At 65.6% G+C, this 23,695-nt stretch carries 22 protein-coding genes, 1 tRNA gene and 1 pseudogene; 13 read left to right on the forward strand and 11 right to left on the reverse strand.

Annotated features, from left to right (window positions below; translation table 11 throughout):
• Positions 1–1,677 carry an NERD domain-containing protein gene (locus C507_RS0111845; RefSeq protein ID WP_018699915.1) on the forward strand — a complete coding sequence of 559 codons (1,677 nt, stop codon included), beginning with the start codon at positions 1–3 and terminating at the stop codon, positions 1,675–1,677.
• Positions 1,678–1,700: 23 nt separating this feature from the next.
• Here the strand turns inward: C507_RS0111845 and C507_RS0111850 are convergent, their stop codons facing one another.
• Positions 1,701–3,329, reverse strand: a complete 1,629-nt coding sequence (locus tag C507_RS0111850; RefSeq protein ID WP_018699916.1) for a DNA cytosine methyltransferase — start codon at positions 3,327–3,329, stop codon at positions 1,701–1,703.
• Between the two features lie 79 nt (positions 3,330–3,408).
• Between C507_RS0111850 and C507_RS0111855 the strand changes: the two genes are divergently transcribed.
• Positions 3,409–3,861, forward strand: a complete 453-nt coding sequence (locus C507_RS0111855) for a very short patch repair endonuclease (protein ID WP_342662900.1) — start codon at positions 3,409–3,411, stop codon at positions 3,859–3,861.
• Between the two features lie 25 nt (positions 3,862–3,886).
• Here C507_RS0111855 and C507_RS0111860 read toward each other — a convergent pair whose 3' ends face one another.
• Positions 3,887–4,240, reverse strand: a complete 354-nt coding sequence (locus C507_RS0111860) for a C1q-like domain-containing protein (protein WP_210162133.1) — start codon at positions 4,238–4,240, stop codon at positions 3,887–3,889.
• A 160-nt stretch (positions 4,241–4,400) separates the two neighbouring features.
• Positions 4,401–4,949 (reverse strand): annotated as a pseudogene (locus C507_RS21170) (transposase); the annotation flags it as partial.
• Positions 4,950–5,397: 448 nt separating this feature from the next.
• On the opposite strand from C507_RS21170, the gene C507_RS23090 reads away from it, so the two are divergent.
• From C507_RS23090 to C507_RS0111885, 4 genes are all read left to right on the forward strand, one after another.
• Positions 5,398–5,538 carry a hypothetical protein gene (locus C507_RS23090; protein WP_018699921.1) on the forward strand — a complete coding sequence of 47 codons (141 nt, stop codon included), beginning with the start codon at positions 5,398–5,400 and terminating at the stop codon, positions 5,536–5,538.
• A gap of 151 nt (positions 5,539–5,689) precedes the next feature.
• The gene (locus tag C507_RS0111875; protein ID WP_018699922.1) at positions 5,690–5,890 is read left to right on the forward strand and encodes a hypothetical protein; all 201 of its coding nucleotides are present in this window, start codon (positions 5,690–5,692) and stop codon (positions 5,888–5,890) included.
• Positions 5,891–5,892: 2 nt separating this feature from the next.
• A complete protein-coding gene (locus C507_RS0111880; protein WP_018699923.1) occupies positions 5,893–7,173 on the forward strand; it encodes a hypothetical protein in 1,281 nt (426 codons plus the stop codon).
• A 74-nt stretch (positions 7,174–7,247) separates the two neighbouring features.
• Positions 7,248–7,321: transfer RNA gene (locus C507_RS0111885), tRNA-Cys, on the forward strand.
• Positions 7,322–7,518: 197 nt separating this feature from the next.
• Here the strand turns inward: C507_RS0111885 and C507_RS0111890 are convergent.
• Positions 7,519–9,225, reverse strand: coding sequence for a LysM peptidoglycan-binding domain-containing protein (locus tag C507_RS0111890; RefSeq protein ID WP_156829275.1), 1,707 nt, complete (start codon positions 9,223–9,225; stop codon positions 7,519–7,521).
• Between the two features lie 256 nt (positions 9,226–9,481).
• Between C507_RS0111890 and C507_RS0111895 the strand changes: the two genes are divergently transcribed.
• Complete coding sequence (locus C507_RS0111895) at positions 9,482–10,081, forward strand: LOG family protein (RefSeq protein ID WP_018699925.1); 600 nt, start codon at positions 9,482–9,484, stop codon at positions 10,079–10,081.
• A gap of 66 nt (positions 10,082–10,147) precedes the next feature.
• Here C507_RS0111895 and cimA read toward each other — a convergent pair whose 3' ends face one another.
• On the reverse strand, positions 10,148–11,761 hold the full coding sequence (gene cimA, locus C507_RS0111900) for a citramalate synthase (RefSeq protein ID WP_018699926.1): 1,614 nt from the start codon (positions 11,759–11,761) through the stop codon (positions 10,148–10,150).
• The gene (gene cysS, locus C507_RS0111905) at positions 11,758–13,218 is read right to left on the reverse strand and encodes a cysteine--tRNA ligase (RefSeq protein ID WP_018699927.1); all 1,461 of its coding nucleotides are present in this window, start codon (positions 13,216–13,218) and stop codon (positions 11,758–11,760) included. The genes cimA and cysS overlap by 4 nt, the downstream gene beginning before the upstream one ends.
• Before the next feature lie 365 nt (positions 13,219–13,583).
• Between cysS and C507_RS0111915 the strand changes: the two genes are divergently transcribed.
• Positions 13,584–13,784 carry a hypothetical protein gene (locus tag C507_RS0111915; RefSeq protein WP_018699929.1) on the forward strand — a complete coding sequence of 67 codons (201 nt, stop codon included), beginning with the start codon at positions 13,584–13,586 and terminating at the stop codon, positions 13,782–13,784.
• Positions 13,785–14,022: 238 nt separating this feature from the next.
• Positions 14,023–14,217, forward strand: coding sequence for a hypothetical protein (locus tag C507_RS0111920; RefSeq protein ID WP_018699930.1), 195 nt, complete (start codon positions 14,023–14,025; stop codon positions 14,215–14,217).
• A gap of 118 nt (positions 14,218–14,335) precedes the next feature.
• Here C507_RS0111920 and ntrC read toward each other — a convergent pair whose 3' ends face one another.
• The 3 genes from ntrC to dusB are packed head-to-tail and all read right to left on the reverse strand — an operon-like array spanning position 14,336 to position 17,927.
• Complete coding sequence (ntrC, locus tag C507_RS0111925) at positions 14,336–15,790, reverse strand: nitrogen regulation protein NR(I) (RefSeq protein ID WP_018699931.1); 1,455 nt, start codon at positions 15,788–15,790, stop codon at positions 14,336–14,338.
• The gene (locus tag C507_RS0111930) at positions 15,790–16,905 is read right to left on the reverse strand and encodes a two-component system sensor histidine kinase NtrB (RefSeq protein WP_018699932.1); all 1,116 of its coding nucleotides are present in this window, start codon (positions 16,903–16,905) and stop codon (positions 15,790–15,792) included. The genes ntrC and C507_RS0111930 overlap by 1 nt, the downstream gene beginning before the upstream one ends.
• Positions 16,902–17,927, reverse strand: coding sequence for a tRNA dihydrouridine synthase DusB (gene dusB, locus C507_RS0111935; protein WP_018699933.1), 1,026 nt, complete (start codon positions 17,925–17,927; stop codon positions 16,902–16,904). The genes C507_RS0111930 and dusB overlap by 4 nt, the downstream gene beginning before the upstream one ends.
• A 148-nt stretch (positions 17,928–18,075) precedes the next feature.
• Between dusB and C507_RS0111940 the strand changes: the two genes are divergently transcribed.
• From C507_RS0111940 to olsB, 3 genes are all read left to right on the forward strand, one after another.
• Entirely contained in the window at positions 18,076–19,296 is a 1,221-nt protein-coding gene (locus tag C507_RS0111940; RefSeq protein WP_018699934.1) for a bifunctional 2-C-methyl-D-erythritol 4-phosphate cytidylyltransferase/2-C-methyl-D-erythritol 2,4-cyclodiphosphate synthase, read from the forward strand.
• A 13-nt stretch (positions 19,297–19,309) separates the two neighbouring features.
• On the forward strand, positions 19,310–19,804 hold the full coding sequence (locus tag C507_RS0111945) for a CinA family protein (protein ID WP_018699935.1): 495 nt from the start codon (positions 19,310–19,312) through the stop codon (positions 19,802–19,804).
• A 305-nt stretch (positions 19,805–20,109) separates the two neighbouring features.
• A complete protein-coding gene (gene olsB / locus C507_RS0111950; protein WP_018699936.1) occupies positions 20,110–20,964 on the forward strand; it encodes a l-ornithine N(alpha)-acyltransferase in 855 nt (284 codons plus the stop codon).
• 254 nt (positions 20,965–21,218) lie between these two features.
• Here olsB and C507_RS0111955 read toward each other — a convergent pair whose 3' ends face one another.
• Complete coding sequence (locus tag C507_RS0111955) at positions 21,219–22,049, reverse strand: TrmH family RNA methyltransferase (RefSeq protein WP_018699937.1); 831 nt, start codon at positions 22,047–22,049, stop codon at positions 21,219–21,221.
• The gene (locus tag C507_RS0111960) at positions 22,046–22,996 is read right to left on the reverse strand and encodes a class I SAM-dependent methyltransferase (RefSeq protein WP_018699938.1); all 951 of its coding nucleotides are present in this window, start codon (positions 22,994–22,996) and stop codon (positions 22,046–22,048) included. Before C507_RS0111960 ends, C507_RS0111955 begins: the two co-directional genes overlap by 4 nt.
• 197 nt (positions 22,997–23,193) lie before the next feature.
• On the opposite strand from C507_RS0111960, the gene C507_RS0111965 reads away from it, so the two are divergent.
• Positions 23,194–23,670: an SRPBCC family protein gene (locus tag C507_RS0111965; RefSeq protein WP_018699939.1), complete on the forward strand. Its 477-nt coding sequence runs from the start codon at positions 23,194–23,196 to the stop codon at positions 23,668–23,670.
• Positions 23,671–23,695: the final 25 nt, after the last annotated feature.

A 23,695-nucleotide genomic window follows, 5' to 3' on the forward strand; every position in this document is an offset into this window, starting at 1 on the left:
ATGGCTCGCATGTATCCAAGGGAACTGCCGCGCCACGTTCTTGAAAATCCGAAACTGTCGTCGGAGGTCCGCGTCTACGAACGCATGAGGGACAAACTTCCAGGGGATTACAACTGCTACTATTCGCGCTCCTGGCATGAAGCGGATCGCGACGGTGCCGAGTTCGACGGAGAAGCGGATTTCATCGTCGCGCATGCGGAACGCGGGTTGCTGTTTCTCGAGGTAAAGGGCGGGAGGGTGAGCTGCCGCGAAGCCGACGGACAGTGGCTCAGCGAGGACCGTGACGGGTTCAAGTTCCGGATCAAGAATCCTTTGTCGCAGGCACGCAGCAGCAAGCACCATTTCCTGAAGCGCCTCAAAGCAAGCCGGGCGCTGAACGGTCGTTTCGTCAGAGCACGTCATGGCGCTATCCTTCCTGGCAGTGCCCGACCTAGACGAGCGCTGGCACCAGATGCACCGCTCGAGATCATCGCGTTCGGGGACGACATGGAATCCCTTGATCGCTGGATCGTCCGTCGGATGACGGAAGGCGACGACCATCGTGAAAGCGCTTTGGGATTGGATGGCCTGAGGGCGCTGGAAGAACTACTTGCGAGCCATTTCGAACTCAGGGCTCACATCGGCATCAGCCTCGCCGACGATGCCAGAACCATCGAGCGGCTCACCGCCGAACAGTCGTGGATCCTCGACTCGCTCGCAGACAACAAGGAAATGGCAATTTCGGGCGGTGCGGGCAGTGGGAAAACCGTGCTGGCCGTTGAAAAGGCCACAAGATCGGCCGCTGACGGGCAACGTACGCTTTTGACATGCTACAACGCGCCGCTGGCCGCCCATCTTCGAACGATCTGTCAGGGAAATGAAGGCCTCGTGGTAGCCAGTTTCCATGCGCTTTGCCGAGCCCTCGCACAAAAGGCTGGCGTCGAACTGCCCTCTGACGGGGACCAATCGGTGTTCGACCACCTTCTTCCCGAGGTCCTTGTGGAGGCGGTTAGCAATTGCCCCGATCTCGGCTTCGATACTGTCATCATCGATGAGGGACAGGACTTTCGAGATTCCTGGTTGCACGCCCTGCGCCTCACCATCAACGACCCGGAGACCTCCGGATTCTATGTATTCTACGACGACAATCAGCGCCTGTTTTCTCCGGAAAAGGGGTTCATAGATGCTCTCCCGGCGTCGTCCATCGCACTGACAAGGAATCTTCGAAACACGCGACGGATTCATGCCCTGATGGCAAAATGGTATCAGGGCCGACGAAGCATCCCTGCAGGACCTGAGGGAGAGCCGGTTGGAACCATGGTATGTCGCAACGGAGAGATGGCCTTCGCGCGCCTGAACGAGCGAATTTCGCAAATGTTGAACTCCGGTCAAGTAGCGCCGGGGCAGATTGCGGTGCTCTCAGGGACAGGTGACGCCTTGACTGCTCTTGGCGAAAGGATCGCCGGCAAGCCAACCTGCCGTGCCGATGATGTGCGGCCTGACCAAATCGTCCTTGACACGGTCCGGCGCTTCAAGGGCCTGTCGCGTCCATGCATCTTCCTGATTGGCATCGAAGGTCTCACTGATCCCGAATTGATCTATGTCGCAACAAGCCGCGCAAATGTCCTGCTGGAACTCATCGGGACAGCGGAAGACATCGCGCGCCTCAAGCAGGAAGTTGCAGCCGCTGGACCGTAAAGTCGTCTCCACAAAGTGAAGGTTTATGAAAAGTCGAACAGGCTGTTCTGTGTCGGATGCGTATCCGCCGATGACATATCTGGATGTTGAGGATCGGTGCCGTTGCTCCCAGAATTAAGGCCGACGATGGCATTCAACACGATCTGTGCGATCTGGCGGGCCAGAAATGGTGGTACGGCGTTCCCGACCTGGACGTATTGCTGAGTCCGGTTTCCCATGAACAGGTAGTCGTCGGGAAATGTCTGAAGACGGGCAGCTTCGCGCACCGTGAGACTGCGGCACTGCAGAGGATCCGGATGGATGAAGTAGTGACCATCTTTCGAGATGTGACTCGTGACAGTGGTCGAAGCCTCATCGGCTAGCTGGACGCGGAACCGGTCATTGAACACCCCGCTGCGCCAGTTGCGATGATCCGGGCTCAGCGCGAGCGGAAAATCTGCGGCCTTCGGGCTGTAACCACGGACGGCCCCGAACACGGCTGCGAAAAGGTAGCGGCCGAGATCCGACGTCATGTGTCCCCGCGTCTCGTGCTGGGCAATTGCGCGAAGGTCCGTGCGCTCGAGCCAGTTCAGCAGTTCATCGTTCGAACCCCCGTAGCCCTCGGCAAGTCGTGTGTCTTTCCTACTGCGCGGGGCTTCTGTCGCCGTGCGCCTTGCTACTGAAGAGAATGCCTCGCGGAACGGTTCACTCTCCTTCTCGGGGCAAGTGCGCGCCAGCATTCTGGCAGCTTCGACAACCTCCTCCCGCCAGTCTGCAGCGCTATCCGCTCCTCGACTGAGGCCACTTCGCAAGCGCGGCATCGTGCCAATCGCGTCACTGACCGTTCGCCTCCGCTCGGGGGCGGCCATGCTGGCGCCCGCCGCCTTGCCAGCCAGATCGGACCTGATCCCGACGATGATTACCCGGTGACGCCTCTGCGGAACCCCGAATTCTTCGGCACGCACGACGAAGTCCGAAGGTCGCATCGCCTCCCGCAGGCTGACCTTCCCGCCGTCGACCCGAATGGCACGGAGTTCGTATTGATGGCCATGGCCACTCCCCAGGGAGGTAAGGTCCTCCATCAGCATCTCTAACACGAGCCGACTCTCGACCGTCGAGGACAACATGCCTTTGACGTTCTCCATCACGAAGGCTGCCGGCCGGAGCCTGTCGAGCACCCTGATGTACTCGCGGAACAGGTAATGCCGTTCATCCAACTCAGGCACATAGCCAACTTTGGCCTTCGACCGGGCCCGACCCACGAGGGAGTAGGCCTGGCACGGCGGGCCTCCGATCAGGATAGTGTCGTCGTACCCCGACTTCAGTTTCTCGATGGCGGCATCGATCACTGTTGCTGCGGCCTCAGTGCCGAGCTCGAGACTGCGGGCCTCCTCGACGGCCAATCGCCAAGCAGACGCATCGACTTCCGACCAGTCCGGTTCAGGAATTTCTCCCGCATGAAGATCGATGAAACGTTTTGGCAAGTTGCCATGACGCAACCGGTACTCGCGCAGAAATGCGCGCAAGGTGAGGGTCCGATGCGCAGATGCCTCCTTCTCGACAGAGATGCCGATCCGGAACGGCGCATGGCCATCCTCGACAAGGGATGCAAACCCCTCGCCAAGTCCGCCAGGGCCGGCGAACAGATCAACGATGCCAAAAGTCGAAGGCAAGACAGGCTCCTGACGAACTTCATTCAGGCGGTGTATACTAGGTTCAGGGACGGATACCAGGACGCATTTGACAGATATTGTGGATCAGCAGACCCGGTCCCGAATGATGGCAGGGATCAGGGGAAAGAACACCAAGCCCGAGCTTGCGCTCCGGCGGGCGTTGCACGCGCGCGGTTTCCGATTCCGGCTCCATTCGAAGGTGGTCCCCGGCCGACCGGACCTCGTTCTGCCGAGGTATCGCGCCGGCGTCTTCGTGCATGGCTGTTTCTGGCATCGTCACGAGGGGTGCCGCTACGCCACCACACCTTCGACCCGCCAGGAGTTCTGGCAGGGCAAGTTCGCCGCGAATGTAGCTCGGGACGCAGCGGTTCGCGGGTGGCTTCTGGAAGAGGGCTGGCGCGTTGCAACGGTGTGGGAGTGCGCGCTTCGGAAACCGGATCAGATAGTCGCGTCTGTAGACAGCCTGTCAGAATGGCTGCGATCCGAGGAAGATCAGATCGAAATCGGCGCCAGAGAGGTGCAGTCGCCATGAGATGTCCCATAACTTGGACGCGCACTCACCCGATCTTGGTGCCCCAAAAGGACGTGTGATCGGCGGCGAAGTAGCCGTCGGCGACGCGGAAATAGCCCTGCAGCTCGACGGTATCGCCCGCAGTCAGCGGCACCATGGCCTGCAGCCAGATCGCGATGGCGAGCGAGACATGGGTGGCCGAAGTTTCGCCGAGGGAGCCGCGGATTTCGGTCGTGCCGTTCAGTACGAGCCGCCCCCGCATGCGCGCCGTCGTGCTGGCGTTGACCTTGTAGAGCAGCGTTACGCCGAAGAGGTAGGTGCCATCGACCGGGGCCACGAACCGGTTGTTCGCGGCGTCGAAAGCGCCCTGATCGTTGTAGTCTTTGTTGTTCAGGCCGATCTTTGTCTAGGCCGTGTTGACAAAAGGGATTCCCGGGGCGTCTCCGGCGCGATTATGGGACGGCCCGCTCCTCTCGAAGCGATCGGGTAAGATCGATGCTGTCCCAGCTGTGGTGTAGCTGACGTCGGGCCTCGGGCTCTGATGCGGGCCGATTTGGCCAGTCGCGCTGCGCGGCAGGCAGGCTGACCATGTCATCGTCGCAGACTGGGGCGAACGTTTCCAGCGTCATGTAGCGGCCGCGCTGAACTGTCCGTTCCTCTGTCTGCTCCATCAGGATCGCCCCCACCAATCTCCGGATCGAGGCCTCATTGGGGAAGATCCCAACGACATCAGTCCGGCGCTTGATCTCGCCATTCAGACGTTTGATCGGATTCGTCGAGTGCAACTTCGCGCGGTGCTGGGCGGGGAAAGTCATGTAATCCAGCACGTCCTCCTCGGCGGTGTCCATGAGCGTGGCCAGCTTTGGCAGCTTGGTCCGCATCTGGTCCGCCACCAATCGCCACTGGGTCTTGGCCGCGGCTTAGTCCGGCTGCGCAAAGGCCGTGGCTATGAAGGCCAAGACGGCCCTACGGCTGCTCTTGCCGGCATGGGTCAGGGCATTGCGCTGGAAATGCACCCGGCAGCGTTGCCAGGTGGTGGACAGCACCCGCACCGTGGCCGCTTTGATGCCCTCATGCGTATCGCTGATCACCACCGCAGGTCCTGAAACCCACGCGAAAAGTATTCCGCACTATTTTTGATACACAATCTGCATCAGCGAATGTACCGCGACTATAGTTGCCTTACCTTGCCGCCGCACCAGAGAAGCTGCCATGCCTGCTGTGATGTCGCTGGAAGAAAGATGGACGGAACGTGATGGCGCTCCGGAGGTGAACCTCCACGGGATTCAAAAGACAACCAGAACCAGTATCGCTGCGGCCGATGCGCCGACTGCCGATCCTGCCTCCGCAAGCGGCCTGACTTCCTTGGCGATCTCCCCGAGTTTGGCTGAGGAGGCAGTCGCGCCGAAGCAGCTTTCCATATTCATCCGAGCAATAGAATGGCCCTACCGGCACGCCAACGGCCCCGTCACCGAGGAAGTGGCGCGCGATGCTGCCGAAGGGCGCCCGCCCCTCAGACGATCACGCTGCCGAGCTCAGGGAGTGTGCCCTGGCTCCGTGCGCGAGAGCCGTGACGGCACCGTCCATCCTCCTTCCAGTGCAGCCGGCCGGACCAGCCGAGAGCTCGTGGACGCCACCCTGGCTGCGGACCTTGAGATCCGCGCGCTGGTGAACCTCCACAAGGTCGAGGGCGCGTGATGAAGAACACGTCAAAACGCCTGAATGTCGAATGCCGCGGTTGCGGCTGGCGAGGCAAGTGCGCGCCCGGGAAACTCTTTCAGCGTCCTGAGTGCGGCTCGGCCGCCGCGTTCCAGCCGCCCCCCGGTGCAAGCGAGACTGCGAGGTAGCTATGAGCCGTGTTGGCGCTCGTTTCAGCCAGGTCGCCCTCAAGCGCGCGCTTCGCAGCGTGAGCGATGCTGGCATCCCCCTTGATCGTGCCGAGATCGACCCAGATGCCAAGATCGTTCTAGTCTTCGGGGGTCAGCAGCAGCAGACGGTGGAGGATCGTCGGTGGGAGGAAGGCACCCTGGACGCAGAGGACGCGCTGTAAACGTGCCCGTCAACAAACCGCCCTACGTGCAGGCGAAAACCCTCAAACACGGCATGTCCTTCTATTGGGTGCCGCCGAGCAAGTACAAAAAGTTCGCCGAGGCAGCCGGGGAGCCGTTCCCTTTCACGACCGTTGCTCTCGGCACCAACCTGTCACAGCACGAACTGGATGCAGCGGCCGAGCCGCACAACACCATCTTCGCGGCTTGGCTGTCCGACCGCACCGAACGCAACGCCGCCGCCGGCCCGCGCTACGGCACGCTCCGGTGGTTGCTGATGACGGTCTATCTCGAGCACAAGGTCTTCACGCGGAAGGTGTCCGAGCGCTCCCGGCCCGACTATGTCCGCTTATTCCGGCGCCTCTGCGAACTGCCGACGAAGAGCGGGAAGGGCAAGGTAGGTGAAATCCGCGTGGACACCATCACCGTCGCGGCCGCCCAGAGGCTCTATGATCGGCTGATCGACGAGTGGTCGGTGCCCCAGGCAAACAAGGCCATCCGCTATCTCACGCCGGTCTGGGAGCGGCTCCGGCAGTATTACCCTGAAATGTTGGGGCGCGAGAAACACTCAGCCCCCTGGCTCGGCGTGGCCAAGGAAAAGCATGTCAGGGTCGAGAAGACGGCGGTCGACCGCGACACCGTCTACCGCTTCGCCGAAGCGGCGATAGCCGAAGGACGGCCGGAGTGTGCTGCGGCAGCCGTGATCTGTTTCGAGTGGCTGCAGCGGCCGGAGAACGTCGTTGGGGGAAAGATCAGGTGGGGAGATTATCGCAATCGCGATTGGCCGAACGCTCTGAGGATTGAGCACCACAAGAATGGAGCGTTCGTCTGGCACCCGCTGGAGGCGGAAGACCCGGAGACGGGCGAGCAGGTGCTCTTCTATGCCGACGCAGAAGCGGTGCTGCAGCAGTTGCCAAGGCGCGGCGTGTCGATGATCCTCGGTCCACAGGGGCAGCAGTATCAAGGATCCAGGTTCGCACACATCGTGCGCGGCATTGCCGACAGAGCCGGCCTGCCGGAGTTCAGCCTCGATGCCTGCCGCCACGGCGGCCTGAACGAGCTGGAAGAGGCCGGCCTGACCGACGGCCAGGGCATGGCGCTCTCGGGCCACAAGACGAAGACCGCCTACCGCGGCTACATGAAGCGATCGCTGGAGAAGGCCCTCGCTCCGACCATGAAGCGGATGGCTCACCGAGACGCCGATTACGCCGCCGGAAAGGCGACCTCGGGACGGCCGCGGAGAGAACCGCCCGTGAACAGAGTTCAGAAAAAAGCGCGGATCTGAGTTCAGAAAATTCTGGATGATGCCGGATTGGGCTTGCGCAAGTGATTGGGCTTCAATACCTATCCCAGCCGAGTGGCGACGTGGCGGAGTGGTTACGCAGCGGACTGCAAATCCGTGTACGCCGGTTCGATTCCGGCCGTCGCCTCCAACCCCCCGACAATCCGATACCCGATGATGCCCGTTGCGGACGGTCAGCGGACGCGTTCGCGCGTTGCGCCGTCGGACGGCATCCGACATCGGTTCGATTGCACATGACGGTGTCAGGTTGTCCCGGTCGGAGACCTGACACCGGCGCAGGGTTCAGCCCCTCAGGCCCGGCTGGCGCGGACCTCGGGAACACGGGACCTAGAGCGCGCGGCGCTCGGCCTCGCCGGTCACGTCCTTCTTGGTCAGGCCCGGCAGGGTGAACACCTGGCCCGGATAGATCAGGTGCGGATCGCGGATCTGTCCGCCGTTGGCCTGGTAGATCGAGGTATAGTTGAAGCCGTCGCCGTAGAAATGGTGGGCCACGGTCCACAGATTGTCGCCACGCCGGATGAGAACCCGGACGCCCTCCTCGGTCTCGCCAACCACCTCGACTTCGGGGGCGGCGTCCGGCTCGGCGCTGGCTTCCGGTTGAGCACTGGCCACCGTTTTCTCCGGGGCCGGCCGATATCCGAACGGCACCTCAGCGCGCGCCGCGACCGATCCCTTCGCATCGGTGACCTGGTCGGCCCTGATGTTCGATTCGCCGCGCTCGAATGCCATTTCGGCCTCGAACTGCCAGCGCCCGTCATTGCCGGCGGTCGCCTCGCCAACGAACTCGCCACCGAGATAGACCCACACGTCCGTGCCGGGTTCGCTGGTACCGCTCACCCGAAAATGCCCCGTATCCGCTTCAGCGCTCTCGATGCTCACCGGCAGCATCGACGCGGGCGCCGCGCCTGCGTCCCGACCGGATGCATCGGCGGACGCGACAACCGCTTCGCTTTGCGTTCCGGTGCGGTCGGAGTCGGGCTGATCCGCTGCCTGCACCGTGCCCGAGGGCTCGCTCGCCGACTGCGCAGCATCGGCGTCATCGTCCGCAGACGGCACGGCGTCGGTTCCGCCGCTCGGCGCAGCGGCTTCGTCCACAGCCGGCTCTGTCAGCGTCTCCTCGCGCACCTTCAGCGTGCCGATCACCGTCTCCTCGGAGCCGGAGACCTCGCCACCGTCAGACGATACGGTATTGCCCGCCGGGGTACTGCCCTCGTCACCGGCGGGCCGGTCTTCGCTCGACTGCGTGGCATCGTCCGAGCCCGCGGTGTCTGCAGACGCGACCTGGCTCGCAGCCGGCTCAGGCTTCTGGATGATCGTGTCGGGCGCGTTGGGGCGGGTGACCGCGACAAGCGGCGTCGCGCTCTTGTCGTGCGGGATGGACACTGCAAGGCGTTCCACGGACGCCTTCTCCTGCTCGGCCTGTTCGTGGCTGGCGCGAACCGCGATGTCGTAGTTCCCCGGCTTGAGCGGCTCCTCCAGCACGATGACCCACTCGCCGTTGGCATTGGCCGTGGTCTGGCCGATCACGGTGCCATTGGCCTCCAGGACGATCGTCGCACCGGGGCTGGCGCGGCCGGCAATGACCGCCTCGCCCGACGGCTCCACACGCACGATGTCGTAGCTCGGCGTCTGAAGCTCGATGGTCGTGACGGTCTTCTCGACCGGCTCCGGTTCGCTCGCGGTCCGGGTGCCGGCTTCGTCCGATCCCGTGCTGTCGGCGCGCGCTGCAGCGGCCGTGCCGTTCTCCGACTGACCGTCAGTGGTCGCGGGCGTTTCGTCTCCAGCTGCAGGCGCATCCGTCGCGTCGTCGCCCGGCCCGGATGGGGCGAGGCCCGCCGTCTCCGTTTCGGTATCGGTCTCGCTCGCACTGGCAACATCCGTTCCAGCTTCGGGGGCGCCGTTGCCGGCCCCGGTCGGTGTGGCCGTCTGCGTGGCGGAGGGCGCCGGCGCCTCTGGCTGGAAGGCAACATAGAGGCCGATACCCAGCACGATCAGAAGAAACAGAATCGCGCCGCCGCTCGAACGTGAATTCATGGCTGTCTTGCTCCGGCGGCGCACGGAATGCGGTCCGCCACCGACTTTCATGTTGCGCGCCAGCACCGTCAAACACGAATCGGCGCAAGGTTCGTTGACAGGTTCGACCCGCACACGGTGCGGAACAAGCTCGGAACTGTCAGAGTTTCCCGCCTATTAGCGCCGAAACCCTGGGCGAACAACTGCACGGTCGGAAATCGCCCGCCCCGCGCAGTCGTTCTTGACGGTCTGCAACCCGCCTGCCACATCGACAGCCATGACAGAATTGAAGCGTGTTTGCGTCTATTGCGGCTCCGGCCATGGCAGGAATCCCGCCTACGAGGCCGCTGCGGCCGAGCTCGGGGGCGCACTCGCCGCCGCGGGGCTCGAGCTCGTCTACGGCGGTGGATCGATCGGTCTGATGGGCACGGTCGCCCACTCCGTCCTCAGCGCGGGCGGCCGCGTGACCGGGGTCATCCCGCAGTTCCTGAAGGACCGCGAGGTCATGCTCGCGGACGTCACCGAGTTGATCACAACGGCCGACATGCACGAGCGCAAGCGCATCATGTTCGAGCGCGCCGACGCGTTCGTGGCGCTTCCCGGCGGCATCGGCACGCTGGAAGAGGTCGTCGAGATGATGACCTGGTCGCAGCTCGGCCAGCACGAGAAACCGATCCTCCTCGCGAATATCGAGGGCTTCTGGGATCCGCTGACGGTGCTCCTCGATCACATGCGCGACGAGGCGTTCCTGCGCCCCGGCCTGGACGTCACCTTCGTGACCGCCGATCGGATCGCGGACGTGGTACCCCGCCTGCGCGAGGCGCTTGCCGCGCGCGACGAGCTGCAGGGCGACCGCGAGACCATCGAAAAGCTCTGACACGGATCCGCACGAAGCGGGAGCGGGCCGGCCGGAACCTGGTGACGGACGGCCCCCTTTCGCGCCCTACTCAGCCGCGACGCGCAGCTCCTCGCCCATCTTCATCAGCCGATAGGTGATGGAATCCGTCAGCGCCTGGAACGAGGCGTCGACGATGTTCGGCGACACACCGATCGTGAACCAGCGGGTGCCCCGGGAATCGCCGCTCTCGATCAGCACCCGGGTGATCGCCGCGGTCGAGCCGTTCAGTACACGGACCTTGAAGTCGATGAGTTCCAGGTCCGCGATCGCCTCCTGGTAGGGGCCGAGATCCTTGCGCAGCGCCAGGTCCAGCGCATTGATCGGACCGTTGCCTTCCGCCACCGACATCACCGTCTGGCCACCGACGTGGATCTTCACCACGGCCTCGGAGATCGTCACCAGTTCGCCGATGGCGTTGTGGCGGCGCTCCACCATGACGCGGAACGATTCCACGTCGAAGAACTCCGGCACGGAGCCGAGCGCGCGCAGTGCCAGCATCTCGAACGAGGCGTCCGCCGCCTCATAGGAGTAGCCCTGCGCCTCCCGCTCCTTGACCTGGGCGAGCAGCGTATCGAGGCGCGGATCGTCCGATGCGACGGTGATCCCGAGCCGCTCCAGCTCCGACAGGAGGTTGGACTTGCCCGCCTGGTCGGACACCAGAACCCGGCGGCGGTTGCCCACCTGCTCCGGCGGGATGTGCTCGTAGGTCTCCGGCTCCTTCAGGATTGCCGAAGCATGGATGCCAGCTTTCGTGGTGAAGGCGGCCGCCCCGACATAGGGCGCGTGGACGTCCGGCGAGCGGTTGAGCAGCTCGTCGAAACGCCGCGACAGGAGCGTAATGTCCGCCAGCGCGTCATCGCTCACGCCGATCTCGAACAGATCCCTGTAGGACGCCTTGAGCTTCAAGGTCGGGATCAGGGTTATCAGGTTCGCGTTGCCGCAGCGCTCGCCGATGCCGTTCAGCGTGCCCTGGATCTGGCGCACGCCGCCACGCACCGCGGCCAGCGAGTTGGCCACCGCGTGCCCGGTGTCGTTATGGGCGTGGATGCCGAGATGGCTGCCCGGAACCCGCTCGGCCACCGTGCGCACGACGCTCTCGATCGTCTCCGGCATGGTGCCGCCGTTGGTGTCGCACAGGATCACCCAGCGCGCGCCGGCCCGGTAGGCGGTTTCCACGCAGGCCACCGCGAACTCGGGATCGGCGGCATAGCCGTCGAAGAAGTGTTCGCAATCGACCAGCGCCTCCTTGCCGGCGGCAAGCGTCGCCCCGACGGACTCGGCGATGCCGTCGAGGTTCTCGTCCAGGCTGATGCCGAGCGCGACGCGCACGTGGTAGTCCCACGCCTTGGCCACGAAGCAGATGGAATCCGAAGCCGAGTTGATCAGCCCGGACAGGCCCGGGTCGTTGGAGACCGACCGCCCCGCGCGCTTCGTCATGCCGAAGGCGGTAAAGCGCGCGCGGGTCGTGCGCGGGCTGTTGAAGAAGGCCGTATCGGTGGGGTTCGCGCCGGGATAGCCGCCCTCGATATAATCGACGCCGAGCTCTTCCAGGATGTCTACCACCGCAATCTTCTCTTCCAGCGAGAAGTTCAGGCCGTGGGTCTGGGCCCCGTCCCTGAGCGTGGTGTCAAAGAGGGTGAGCGTCTCTTTCTCGGTCATCGCGCGACCTCCCAGGTCGTCTTCGGCTGGCCCGTCTCGGGGTCCTTGCCGTCCTTCAGAAGAATACCCCGTTCGGCGAGGCTGTCGCGAATGCGGTCGGCCTCGGCGAAGTCGCGCGCACCGCGGGCCGCGGCGCGCGCCTCGATCATCTCGGCGATCTCCGCTTCCGGGACCGGCGGGGCCTCTTGGGCCGCAGCCGCGAATCCAAGATCGAAGCCCAGCAACAGGAGCGAGGCCGACAGCGTCCGCGCCGCATCGCGATCCCGCCGACTGTCGTCGCCGATCGACTTGGCAATCTCGTGCAGGCGGGCGATCGCCTTCGGCGTGTTGAGATCGTCGGCGAGCGCCGCCACGACCTGCGCGTCCGGCGTCCCCTCCGAGACATCGTCGCCAATGCGCCGCTTCCAGCGCAGAAGGTTCGCTTCCGCCTCCTCCAGCGCGCGCACGGTCCAGTCGATCGGCTGGCGGTAGTCGGTACCCAGCATGGCGAGGCGGAGCACCTCGCCCGGCCACGTGCGGCCGCCGAACGCATCGGTGCTCAACAGATCGCGGATGGTGATGAAGTTGCCGAGCGATTTCGACATCTTCTCGCCCTCCACCTGGAGGAATCCGTTGTGCATCCACACCGACGCCATCCGGTCCGAATGGAAGCAGGCGCGCGACTGCGCGACCTCGTTCTCATGGTGCGGAAAGACCAGGTCGATGCCACCACCATGGATGTCGAACTGGTGGGGGTGCTCGCGGGCAGCCTCGCTCAGCCGGTCCTCCAGCGCCTCCCAGAGGAACCGGTCGGCCATCGCGGAGCACTCGATGTGCCAGCCGGGACGACCCATGCCCTCGATACCGCACGGGCTCGGCCAGCCGGGCTCGCCTTCCGACGACGGCTTCCAGAGCACGAAGTCGGCCGGATCCTTCTTGTAAGGCGCCACCTCGACGCGCGCGCCGGCGATCATCTCCTTCATCGGCCGCCCCGAAAGGCCGCCATAGTCGGCCAGCGACGGCACGTTGAAGAGCACATGCCCCTCGGCGACATAGGCGTGGCCGGCCTCGACCAGGCCCTCGATCATCGCCTTCATGTCGTCGATATGCTCGGTGGCACGCGGCTGATGCGTCGGCGGCAGGCACTGGAGCCCCGCGACGTCCTCGCAATAATCGGCCAGCGTCGTCTCGGTCAGCTCGCGGATGGAGATGCCGCGCTCGGCGGCGCGCGCGTTGATCTTGTCGTCCACGTCCGTGATGTTGCGGACATAGGTGACCGCGGCCTCGCCGTAGACCAGCCTCAGGAGCCGGAACAGGACGTCGAAGACGATCGCCGGGCGCGCATTTCCGATGTGGGCGCGATCGTAGACCGTCGGGCCGCACACATACATGCGCACATTCGCCGGATCGAGAGGCTGGAAGACCTCCTTCGTCCGGGTCAGCGTGTTGTAGAGCCGCAGCGTGATGTCACGCGCCATGCCCAGATCCCTCCGTCGCCGGCCGGGTCCGCGATCTCTTCCGATTGTCCATTTGGGCAGAAGAAGACGGCCACAGCCAGCAAGCGCTAGCTGTTAATAATGATCCCGCAGAGAATGGTCGCAGCGGTGCTCGTCTTCATGGGGATCGTGATCCTCCATCGCGGCGGCTTCGTCAAGTCTTGGTTTTGACGGCACGACGAGCGGTTCGCCCCGCGGCCCGCCGGATTGGCGGAACCGGATTCAGCTTCCCTTAAGACCTCTCCCCTAGGATTCCGGAAACGGAGCGGGCCCCGACCCGCACCGGCAACCGGACTGCGGACATTGATCCGCAGGCCGGGCCGGACAAGAAAACAGGAGTCGTCACGATGATCCGCATTGCCCTTCAGGCGGTCATTGGGTCCGCCGTTCTCGCCGTCATCGCCGTCGGTCCGGTCGTGCTGTTTGCCAGCACCGCCAGGCTCAGCGGCAACCCGGGCGTCATTTCCCAGCGCATGCCCTGCGGCATGACCGGTGCGGAGTGCGCGGAATCGCGCATGTTGGCCAGCCTTCACGGCATGCGGCAGTAGGCGATCCCCGCACCGCCATCGTCCCCTGACAGCTGATATCCAACGCCCGGCGCACGCCCGTTCGCCGGGCGCATTGTATTGCGAATACACCCCCACAGCCAAAGGGTTAACGAGACCGGTCATCATTCTGAACGCTGCCTAAACGGACCCCTCAGGCACGGTTCAGCCCGACTCCGCCAGGGTTGCGATCAACACGGCGCGCCAAGCCGCCGCGGCAATCGAAACCGGAGTAACCTCAATGACCCGCACCCTGATCCAGGCTGTTTCCGCTGGTGCCCTGATGGCTGCCGTGATGGTCGGCCCGATCGCGGCGTCCGCCGTGGCCTTTCACGGGACGCCCTCGTTCCTGTCCGACAAGGTGCTCTGCTACACCCGCGGCATTTCCTGCGGCCAGGGCCCGGTGATCATGCCGGCGCTGCTCGGGATGCGCTGAGGCTCGAGCCTGCGCCGACCCGCAGCCGATCGATGAAGCGCATTCGGTGGGAGCGCACCAAATCGCTTTCCCCGCAATCGCGGACGGAAAACCGCAAGAGCACTTTTCCCGGGATTGCTTACCGGTTCCAGCGGATCAGCTGGATATCCAGGTCGCGGATCTTCTTGCGCAGGGTGTTGCGGTTCACGCCCAGAAGTTCGGCCGCCTTGATCTGGTTGCCCCGCGTCGCCGCGAGCGCGGCGGAGATCAGCGGATACTCCACGTCGCGAATGATGCGGTGGTAGAGTCCGGGCGGCGGCAGCTGGTTGCCGAAGCTGCTGAAATAGGTGTTCAGATGCCGCTCCACCGACAGCGGCAGCGTTTCGTCCTCGCGCGGCTCCGGGGCCTCGTGATCGACGGGGGGCGCAGCCTCGGCCTGGTCCAGCTCGTGCTCCACCAGCGCGGTGGTGATCACCTCCTGCGGGTAGAGCGCGGCGAGCCGGCGGACCAGGTTCTCGAGTTCGCGCACGTTGCCCGGCCAGCGATAGGCCTGCAGACGCTCCAGCGCATCATTTTCCAGCCGCTTGGCCGCCAGGCCCTCCTTCTCCACCTCGACGAAGAAATGGCGCACCAGGTCGGGAATATCCTCGCGGCGCTCGCGCAGCGGCGGAATCCGGATCGGCACCACGTTCAGGCGGAAGAAGAGATCCTCGCGGAACAGCCCCTGGCGGATCAGCTGGCGCAGATCGCGGTGGGTGGCGGCAACGATGCGCACATTGGTCTTGATGGGCGTGCGGCCGCCGACGGTGGTGTACTCACCCTGCTGCAGCACCCGCAGGAGCCGCGTCTGCGCCTCCATCGGCATGTCGCCGATTTCGTCGAGGAACAGAGTGCCGCCCTCGGCCTGTTCGAAGCGGCCGGCCTGGCGGGTTGCGGCACCGGTAAAGGCACCCTTTTCGTGGCCGAACAGTTCCGCCTCGATGAGATCCTTCGGGATCGCCGCCATGTTGATGGCAACGAACGGGCCCTTGCGCCGCTTGCCGTAATCGTGGAGCGCGCGGGCCACGAGTTCCTTGCCGGTGCCGGACTCGCCGACGATCATCACCGACAGGTCGGTCTGCATCAGGCGCGCCAGCACACGGTAGATGTCCTGCATCGCCGGCGAGCGGCCGACCAGCGGGATTTTCTCGCCACTCTCGTCGGGCTGCGGGCTCTCCCGCGTTTCCTTCGGCTCCGACAGGGCCCGGCCGATGATGGAGGTCAGCTCCTTCAGATCGAAGGGCTTGGGCAGATATTCGTAAGCACCGCGCTCCGAGGCCTTGATGGCCGTCATGAACGTGTTCTGGGCGCTCATCACGACGATGGGCAGGTCCGGACGGATCCGTTTGATGCGGGGGATCAGGTCGAAGGCGTTCTCGTCGGGCATCACCACGTCGGTGATCACCAGATCGCCCTGGCCCTGGCTGACCCAGTTCCAGAGGGTTGCGGCGTTCGACGTGAGCCGGACATCGTAGCCCACCCGGGACAGCGCCTGGTTGAGGACCGTGCGGATCGCTGCGTCGTCGTCGGCGACGAGGATGGTTCCGTGCGACATTATTGCTCCGTGGCCAGGCCGGACTGCGGGCCTCTGACTTCGATGAAGGCCGGCATCAGGATCCGGAAGGTGGTGCCGCCGCTGCCGGTGTCGCATTCGATGACGCCACCGTGGTCGCCGATGATCTTGGCAACCAGCGCGAGACCCAGACCGGAGCCGTTCGTCTTGGTCGTGATGAAGGGATCGAACAGGTGCGGAAGGATGTCGTCCGGCACGCCCGGCCCGCTGTCGCGCACGCAGAATTCCAGCGGCAGGCTGACCCGATCGCTGGTCCCCGGAACCGACAGCCGGATGCCGGGGCGGAACGCCGTGGACAGCACGATCTCGCCGTCCGGATCCTCGCCGATGGCTTCCGTGGCGTTCTTCACGAGGTTGAGAAAGACCTGAATGAGCTGATCGCGGTTCGCATACACCGGCGGCAGCGACGGATCGTATTCCTCGTGGATCTTGATGGCGCGGGAAAATCCAGACTGCGCAAGGCGCTTAACATGCTCCAGCACCGCGTGGATGTTGACCGGCTCGCGCTCGATCGGGCGCTCGTCGCTGAACACCTCCATCCGGTCGACCAGCTTGACGATCCGGTCGGTCTCGTCGGTGATCAGGCGTGACAGCTGCCGGTCGTCCTCGCTGAGACCGGATTCCAGCAATTGGGCGGCGCCACGGATGCCCGACAGAGGATTCTTGATCTCGTGCGCCAGCATCGCCGCCAGACCGGTGACGGTTCGTGCAGCCCCCCGCGAGGTCAGCTGCCGATCCATCTTGTCGGCCATTGTGCGTTCCTGAAGCATCACCACGACTTCCTCGTCCTCTGCCGCCGGCGACGCGTAGATGTCGACCACCCGGTCGGCGCCGAGGCGCGGCGAGGACAGGTCGACGCGGTACTCGGCAACCGCCGCGCCACGGGTGCGCACCTGCATGAGAAGTGCCAACAGCGGGCTTCCGAACGGAACGAGGTCGGCCAGCTTCGTCCGCTTCAACACAGGCAGGCTGGCCTGGAAGAAGGCCTCGGCCGCGCTGTTGGCGGCCTGGATGTGATCGTCCTTGTCGAGGAGCACCACCGGATGCGGCAGCGCATCGAGCATGGCTTCGGACAAAAACGGCCGCGCCACGCTCATGCCGCTTGCTCCATCTCGATCTCCTCGAACCACAGTATCAGGAGGCGCAGGACGGCCTCTGGATCGCATTCTGTCAGGATCGCCCGGCGCAGCTGCGGCCGGTCCGTCGCACAGCCGGTTGCCACGCAATGATCGATCACGGCCGCGAGATGCTTGCGCGCGGTGCGCACGCCGACATCCGGGCCGTAGTGCTCGACGCAAGCCGCAAAGTGCGCGCAGGCGATGCGGCCGATCTCCCGGGCCGGCGGCGTCGGTGCCTCGTCCAGCCCTTCGTCCAGCGCCCGTGCGATGGCGCCGGGAAGCCAGGGCCGGCCGGTTGCCGCTCGGCCCACCATCACGGCGTCCGCACCGGACTGGGCCAGCATGGCGCGGGCATCCGCGGCGCTCGCACAATCGCCGTTGGCAACGACGGGGATCGACACGGCATCGACGATCGGGCGGATGGCACTCCAGTCGGCACGCCCTTTGTAGAACTGCTGGCGCGTGCGGCCATGGACCGTGACCAGCTTCACGCCCTCCGCCTCGGCCCGGCGGGCGAGCTCGGGTGCATTGATGGTCTCGTGATCCCAGCCAAGCCGCATCTTCACCGTCACGGGAACCGAGACGGCCGCCACCACCGCGCGGATCAGCGAGACCGCATGGTCGAGATCACGCATCAGCGCGGAGCCCGCGAGACCGCCAGTGACCTTCTTGGCCGGGCAGCCCATGTTGATGTCAATCAGATCGGCGCCGTTGGCCTCGACCATCCGCGCGGCCTCTGCAAGGAACGGCGCACGGCAGCCGGCGAGCTGAACCGCCCGCGGCGACATGTCGGCGCAGTCGGCTTTCACGGTGGCTTCGACGTCACCGATCAGGAGCCGGTCGCCCGCCACCATCTCGGAAAAGACAAGTCCCGCGCCCAATTCGTGGGCAAGCCGGCGGAACGGAAGATCGCTGATGCCCGACATCGGGGCGAGCAGCACCCTGTTGGGCACGGCGAGACGATCGATCCGCAGGGCCGGCTGGGAGGTTGGATCCGGCATGCCTACTCTCTACGCAAAACGCTGCGTTGCCTACAATGTAGCCATTTCCGTGACGACAGCAAGCAGCTCCACGCCTTGCCGCCGATGGCGCTCTGCAACTAAACGATTGACCGCAGGGTGCAAGCCAAGAGCGGATGGAAGGCGACAGGTGAACAACGACAAAGAAGGCGGTTTTCAGGTCGCCGTCCTCGTGGTGGCGGCCGGTCGGGGCGTGCGCGCCGCCGATCCAGCCTCCCCGCTGCCCAAGCAGTACCGGCTGCTGGCCGGCACGCCGATCCTGACGCGCACGCTGGATGCTGTGCTCCGCGATCCACGGGTGACCAGCGTTCGCTGCGTCATCCATCCCGACGATCTCGATCTCTACGAAGCCGCCGCCCCGGCCGACGACCGTCTGGGCGCGCCTGTCCCCGGCGGCGCGTCGCGCCAGGCGTCCGTGCGTCTCGGCCTCGAGGCCCTGGCCGGGACCGCGCCGGATGTGGTGCTCATCCATGACGGCGTGCGCCCCTTCGTCACGGCTGCCGTCATCGACCGCCTGCTCGCCGCGCTCGACACCAGCGACGGCGCCATCCCAGCCCTCCCCGTTACCGACACGGTCAAGCGCGTGGGGCCGGATGGCCTCGTCAGCGAAACGGTGCCCCGCAACGGTCTATGGGCGGTACAGACGCCCCAGGCGTTCCGCTTCGCCCCCCTGCTTCGGGCCCACCGCGCCGCGGCCGCCAGTGATCCGGATCGCTTCACCGACGACGCCAGCATTGCGGAATGGGCGGAGCTTCGCGTCGCGGCAGTGGAAGGAGACCCCATGAACCGGAAGATCACCACCGCTGCGGACATCGCGGACGCAGAGCGGGCGCTGCGCTCCGCGGCCCCGTCGGCGATGGAGACCCGTGTCGGCTCCGGCTACGATGTGCACCGGTTCGGACCGGGCAACGCCGTCATGATCGGGGGCATCGAAATCCCCCACGACCAGGCGCTGCTCGGTCACTCCGACGCCGACGTCGGCCTGCACGCCCTCACCGATGCCATTTTCGGTGCGTTGGCGGACGGCGACATCGGCTCGCATTTCCCGCCGACCGAGGCGCGCTGGAAGGGGGCGGCATCCGATGCGTTCCTGGCCTTCGCAGTGGACCGGGTCGCAGCGCGCGGCGGGCGCATCGTGCATCTGGACCTGACCATTGTCTGCGAGCGCCCCAAGATCGGCCCGCACCGCGACGCCATACGCAACCGCATTGCCGAGATCACCGGCCTTGCGCCCGACCGGGTCGCGGTGAAGGCCACCACCAGCGAGACGCTCGGCTTCACCGGCCGCCGCGAGGGCATCGCGGCGACCGCCACGGCGACCCTCTCCCTTCCCGCCGGCTCGGCCGGCTGAGACAGGAGGCTTCATGCTCCCCGATTTCCTGCTCGACCAGGCCACCGGCCTGCTGCAGCTCTGCCGCGATCGCGGCGTGATGATCGCCACCGCCGAGTCGTGCACCGGCGGGCTCGTCGCCGCGACGCTGACGCAGATCGCCGGATCCTCCGACGTGGTGGATCGCGGCTTCGTGACCTATTCCAACGCCGCCAAGCGCGAGCTTCTCGGCGTTCCGCTGGACATGATCGAGCAGGAAGGCGCGGTCAGCGAAGCGGTGGTGCGGGCCATGGCCAAGGGGGCGCTGGCCCGTTCCAAGGCCGACGTGACCGTTTCGATTTCCGGAGTGGCCGGACCGGGCGGCGGAACCGCCGAGAAACCGGTCGGCCTCGTCCATTTCGCCGCCGCGCGGACGGGCCGTCCGACGCTGCATCGCGCCTGCCGATTCGGCGAGGTCGGCCGTGCCGAAGTGCGCTGGAAAAGCGTTGCGGAGGCGATGGCGCTGATCGAGACCATTCTCGCCGAATAGGCGACAGCCCATTGCGCGGCCTCACGAAAGGCACAATTTAACGGGTGCCGATTGTCACGACCTGCCGGGAAAAGTATGGTCGGGATCAAGAAACGAAGCGGGTGGGACGGACGCTCAGGCTACGCGCCGGACCCGCTCCCGTATCGGCTGGAATTCGTACCGCTTCCGCTGTGTGCGGTGGATCGAGAACGGATCGTAAGGGGCCAGACGGGCCGGCCAAAAGGCGAATGACACCAAAGTCTTCCATGAGACGCTCTGTTCCTGCCGATCGTCCGTACGGGCGTCCGGCGCGCTGGATCCCGGGCATGCGGTTCGCCAATGGCCGCTTTGCCCCGCGTGACCGGTTCTCTCCCACCCTCGGACAGCTCGGCCCGCTTGAGGTCCGCCTGGCGCGTTCCGCTGCAGAGGTGCGCAAGGCGCAGAACATCCGCTACCAGGTGTTCTACGAGGAGATGGGCGCGATACCGGACATCAACGTCCTTGCAACGCGCCGGGACATGGATGCCTACGACCCCTTCTGCGATCACATGCTGGTTCTCGACCACGAGGCCCCGCAGAAGGCGTTCCGCCGACGCAAGCCGCGCGTGGTCGGCACCTACCGGCTGCTGCGCCAGGACATCGCCGACCTGAACGGCGGGTTCTACACGTCGGACGAGTTCGACATCCAACCGGTCATCGACCGGCATCCGGGCCTGCGCTTTCTCGAACTCGGTCGCTCCTGTGTGCTGAAGCCCTACCGCAACAAGCGCACCGTGGAGCTCTTGTGGCACGGCGTCTGGTCGTACGTGCTCATGCACAACATCGACGTCATGGTCGGCTGCGCCAGCCTGGAAGGCACCGATCCGGAGCGCATGGCCACCGCCCTCTCCTTCCTGCACCACAACTGCCAGGCGCCGGAGGAGTGGCAGGTGAAGGCGCTTCCCGAGCGCTACACGGACATGAACCGGATGCCGAAGGAAGCGGTGGATTCCCGCGCGGCCCTGCATGCCCTGCCACCGCTCATCAAGGGCTACCTGCGGCTCGGCGCCTTCGTTGGTGACGGCGCGGTGGTGGACCACCAGTTCAACACCACGGACGTGCTGATGGTGCTGCCGGTGTCCAGCATTTCCAGCCGCTACATCAACTATTACGGCGCCGACGCCAGCCGCCACGCGAGCTAGAGCAAATCGCAGGAAAAGTGCCCTTGCGGTTTTCCGGTCGCGATTTGCGGCTAAAGGATACCCCTCGCGCCGAATTCGCTTCGCTCACCGGCTCCGGATGGGCGGCCTGACCGGCCGGCCCGCGGTCGCGGGCTGATCAACCAAATCCCAGGAAAAGTGGGAACCGGTTTTCCGGCCGCGATTGGCGGCTAAAGGATACCTCTCACGCCGAGTTCGCTTCGCTCACCGGCTCCGGGTGGGCGGCAAACCGCTTCTCAAAGTGAGAGCCGCTCGCGACCGAGTTCGTAGAGCATCACGCCGGTGGATACGGCGAGATTGAGCGAGTCCGCCCGGCCGGCCATGGGGATCTTGGCGAGCTGGTCGCACGCGGCGGACAGCTCGTCGGTCAGGCCGCGCTGCTCCGTTCCCATGAGGAGCAGGATTGGCTGGTCCGTCTTCACTGTCCGATAGTCCACGGCACCCGCGAGATGCGCTCCGATCACCTGCCCGGGAAACGCCGGCCGCCAGTCGAGGAACGCTGCCCGGGTCACCCGGACCACCGGCACGTGGAAGATCGACCCCATCGTGGCCCGCACGGCCTCCAGCCCGAACGGGTCGGTGGTGTCGCCGATCAGGACGATGCCCGCGCCGGCCACCGAATCGACGGTGCGGACGATCGTGCCGAGATTGCCGGGATCCCGGATGTCTTCCAGCCCGACCCAGACTGGCCCGGGATTGGCCGCCACGGCATCCAGGCCCGCGAAACGCTGCCGGAAGACGCCGATCACCGCCTGAGGGTTCTCCCGCCGCGTCAGCCGCGCCATCACCGACTGGTTCGCCTTGACGATCAGCGCCCCCCGCGCCCGCGCCGTCGCCGCCACCTGGGCGGCCATCGGCTGGGTCTCGAAATCGGCGTTGAGCACGACCGTGCGCACCGGCCAGTCGGCCTCCAGCGCGTCGGCGACCAGCTTCAGCCCTTCCGCCAGGAACAGGCCCGTTTCGGCGCGATGCTTGCGCTGGGTGAGCGCGCGGATCTCCTTGACCACCGGGTTGGCGGCGCTGGTGACGTCCTTGATGGCGCCGGCGCGCGGCCTCCCCGTGCTCATCGCGACCACCTCGAAAAAAGCGACGTCGGCAGCAGGCGACCGCCGCCCTCCTGCAGAATGGCCAGGTCCCCGCTTTCGATCTCGCCGCCGAGCCCGTCGAAGGTCTGCGCCATCAGGCCGTGTGCGGCCAGTGCGGATGCCCGGATTGCGTAAGCGGTCAGCACCACGAAGCCGGCCTGGTCGGACACGATCTTGCGCAGATCGTCAAGCAGCGGCGGCAGGCTCTCGAACACCTGCCAGGTTTCCCCCTTGGGGCCACGGCCGAACTTCGGCGGGTCCAGCAGGACACCGTCGTACACGTTGCCGCGCCGAGCCTCGCGCGCCACGAACTTCGCCGCGTCTTCGCAGATCCAGCGGATCGGCCGGTCCTCCAGACCCGAGAGCGCCTGGTTGTCCCGCGCCCAGCCGATCGCCTTCTTGGAGGCATCCACATGGGTCACGGCGGCGCCGGCGGCAGCCAGCACCAGCGAGGCCACGCCGGTGTAGCCGAACAGGTTCAGGACCTTGAAGTCGGACCGGCCCGATGCCTTCACCCGCTCTGCCATCCAGTCCCAGTGGGCGCGCTGTTCGGGAAAGACGCCGAGGTGGCGGAAATTGGTCAGGCGCCCGTGAAAGGTCGCCGCGTCGTACCGCATCTTCCAGGTTTCCGGCACGGCGCGCGTCGTGCGCCAGCGCCCCGGACCCTCGTCGTCCTGGGCACCGGTGAAGACGGCGTCGGCCGCCTCCCAGACCGATGCGTCGAGGCGCTTCGCCCACATCGCCTGCGGCTCCGGGCGGACCACCGTGAATCGGCCGTAGCGCTCCAGCTTCTCGCCGCCTCCGGAATCGAGAAGCGCATAGTCGGCCCAGCCCTCGCTCACGAGAACCGAGAGGCCGGCCGGGACGGCGGACGGAGACGCGCTGGCGGCGCGGGCGTTGGGATCGGACGAGGCTGGGATCGCGGACATCGGCTCCTCATAGCACCCGCGGGCGGCTTGCGCACCGGGTCTCGGCATCATCCACGGCCGCCGGAAATCGCGGCCTCGAGCCGGTTGCCCCTTCGCGGGGGAAGTTGCAAGGTTGCGCCGTTCCGCCACGGGACCGGCGCCCGCCGGATGCCGACGGGCCGCCGCTGTCCGGGCGGCAAGCGAGGAGAGAACAATCCATGGAAATGAAGGGGGAATATGTGATCCCCGCCAGCCGTGAAACGGTCTGGGAGGCCCTCAACGATCCCGAGGTCCTCAAGGAGTGCATCACCGGGTGCAAGTCGCTGGACAAGGAGTCCGACACCGAGATGTCGGCCGTCGTCCAGGCCAAGGTCGGACCGGTCAAGGCCACCTTCAAGGGCAATGTCACGCTCAGCAACCTCAACCCGCCGTCGAGCTACACCATTTCCGGCGAGGGCAAGGGCGGTATCGCGGGGTTTGCGAAAGGGGGGGCCGACGTCTCCCTGGAAGAGGTGGAGGGCGGCACCCGCCTGAGCTACGAGGTCACCGCCCAGATCGGCGGCAAGCTCGCCCAGCTCGGCTCGCGCCTGGTCGATTCGACGGCCAAGAAATATGCCGACGACTTCTTCTCCTGCCTGTCGAAAAAGCTCGGCGGGGGAGAACCGGAGGGCGGCACCGAGGCTTCCTCCTCCTGATCCGGGCAGGCGCCGCAGTTCGCGC

Origin of the sequence: Amorphus coralli DSM 19760 (genome assembly GCF_000374525.1) — a bacterium.
GTDB classification, from domain to species: domain Bacteria; phylum Pseudomonadota; class Alphaproteobacteria; order Rhizobiales; family Amorphaceae; genus Amorphus; species Amorphus coralli.

Bases quoted from the DNA above. Each gene is read 5' to 3' on its own strand.
- C507_RS0111845 (WP_018699915.1), top strand. From the start codon at position 1: ATGGCTCGCATGTATCCAAGGGAACTGCCGCGCCACGTTCTTGAAAAT.
- C507_RS0111875 (WP_018699922.1), top strand. From the start codon at position 5,690: ATGAGCCGTGTTGGCGCTCGTTTCAGCCAGGTCGCCCTCAAGCGCGCG.
- C507_RS0111890 (WP_156829275.1), bottom strand. From the start codon at position 9,225: ATGAATTCACGTTCGAGCGGCGGCGCGATTCTGTTTCTTCTGATCGTG.
- C507_RS0111895 (WP_018699925.1), top strand. From the start codon at position 9,482: ATGACAGAATTGAAGCGTGTTTGCGTCTATTGCGGCTCCGGCCATGGC.
- cimA (WP_018699926.1), bottom strand. From the start codon at position 11,761: ATGACCGAGAAAGAGACGCTCACCCTCTTTGACACCACGCTCAGGGAC.
- cysS (WP_018699927.1), bottom strand. From the start codon at position 13,218: ATGGCGCGTGACATCACGCTGCGGCTCTACAACACGCTGACCCGGACG.
- C507_RS0111915 (WP_018699929.1), top strand. From the start codon at position 13,584: ATGATCCGCATTGCCCTTCAGGCGGTCATTGGGTCCGCCGTTCTCGCC.
- C507_RS0111920 (WP_018699930.1), top strand. From the start codon at position 14,023: ATGACCCGCACCCTGATCCAGGCTGTTTCCGCTGGTGCCCTGATGGCT.
- ntrC (WP_018699931.1), bottom strand. From the start codon at position 15,790: ATGTCGCACGGAACCATCCTCGTCGCCGACGACGACGCAGCGATCCGC.
- C507_RS0111930 (WP_018699932.1), bottom strand. From the start codon at position 16,905: ATGAGCGTGGCGCGGCCGTTTTTGTCCGAAGCCATGCTCGATGCGCTG.
- dusB (WP_018699933.1), bottom strand. From the start codon at position 17,927: ATGCCGGATCCAACCTCCCAGCCGGCCCTGCGGATCGATCGTCTCGCC.
- C507_RS0111945 (WP_018699935.1), top strand. From the start codon at position 19,310: ATGCTCCCCGATTTCCTGCTCGACCAGGCCACCGGCCTGCTGCAGCTC.
- olsB (WP_018699936.1), top strand. From the start codon at position 20,110: ATGCGGTTCGCCAATGGCCGCTTTGCCCCGCGTGACCGGTTCTCTCCC.
- C507_RS0111955 (WP_018699937.1), bottom strand. From the start codon at position 22,049: ATGAGCACGGGGAGGCCGCGCGCCGGCGCCATCAAGGACGTCACCAGC.
- C507_RS0111960 (WP_018699938.1), bottom strand. From the start codon at position 22,996: ATGTCCGCGATCCCAGCCTCGTCCGATCCCAACGCCCGCGCCGCCAGC.
- C507_RS0111965 (WP_018699939.1), top strand. From the start codon at position 23,194: ATGGAAATGAAGGGGGAATATGTGATCCCCGCCAGCCGTGAAACGGTC.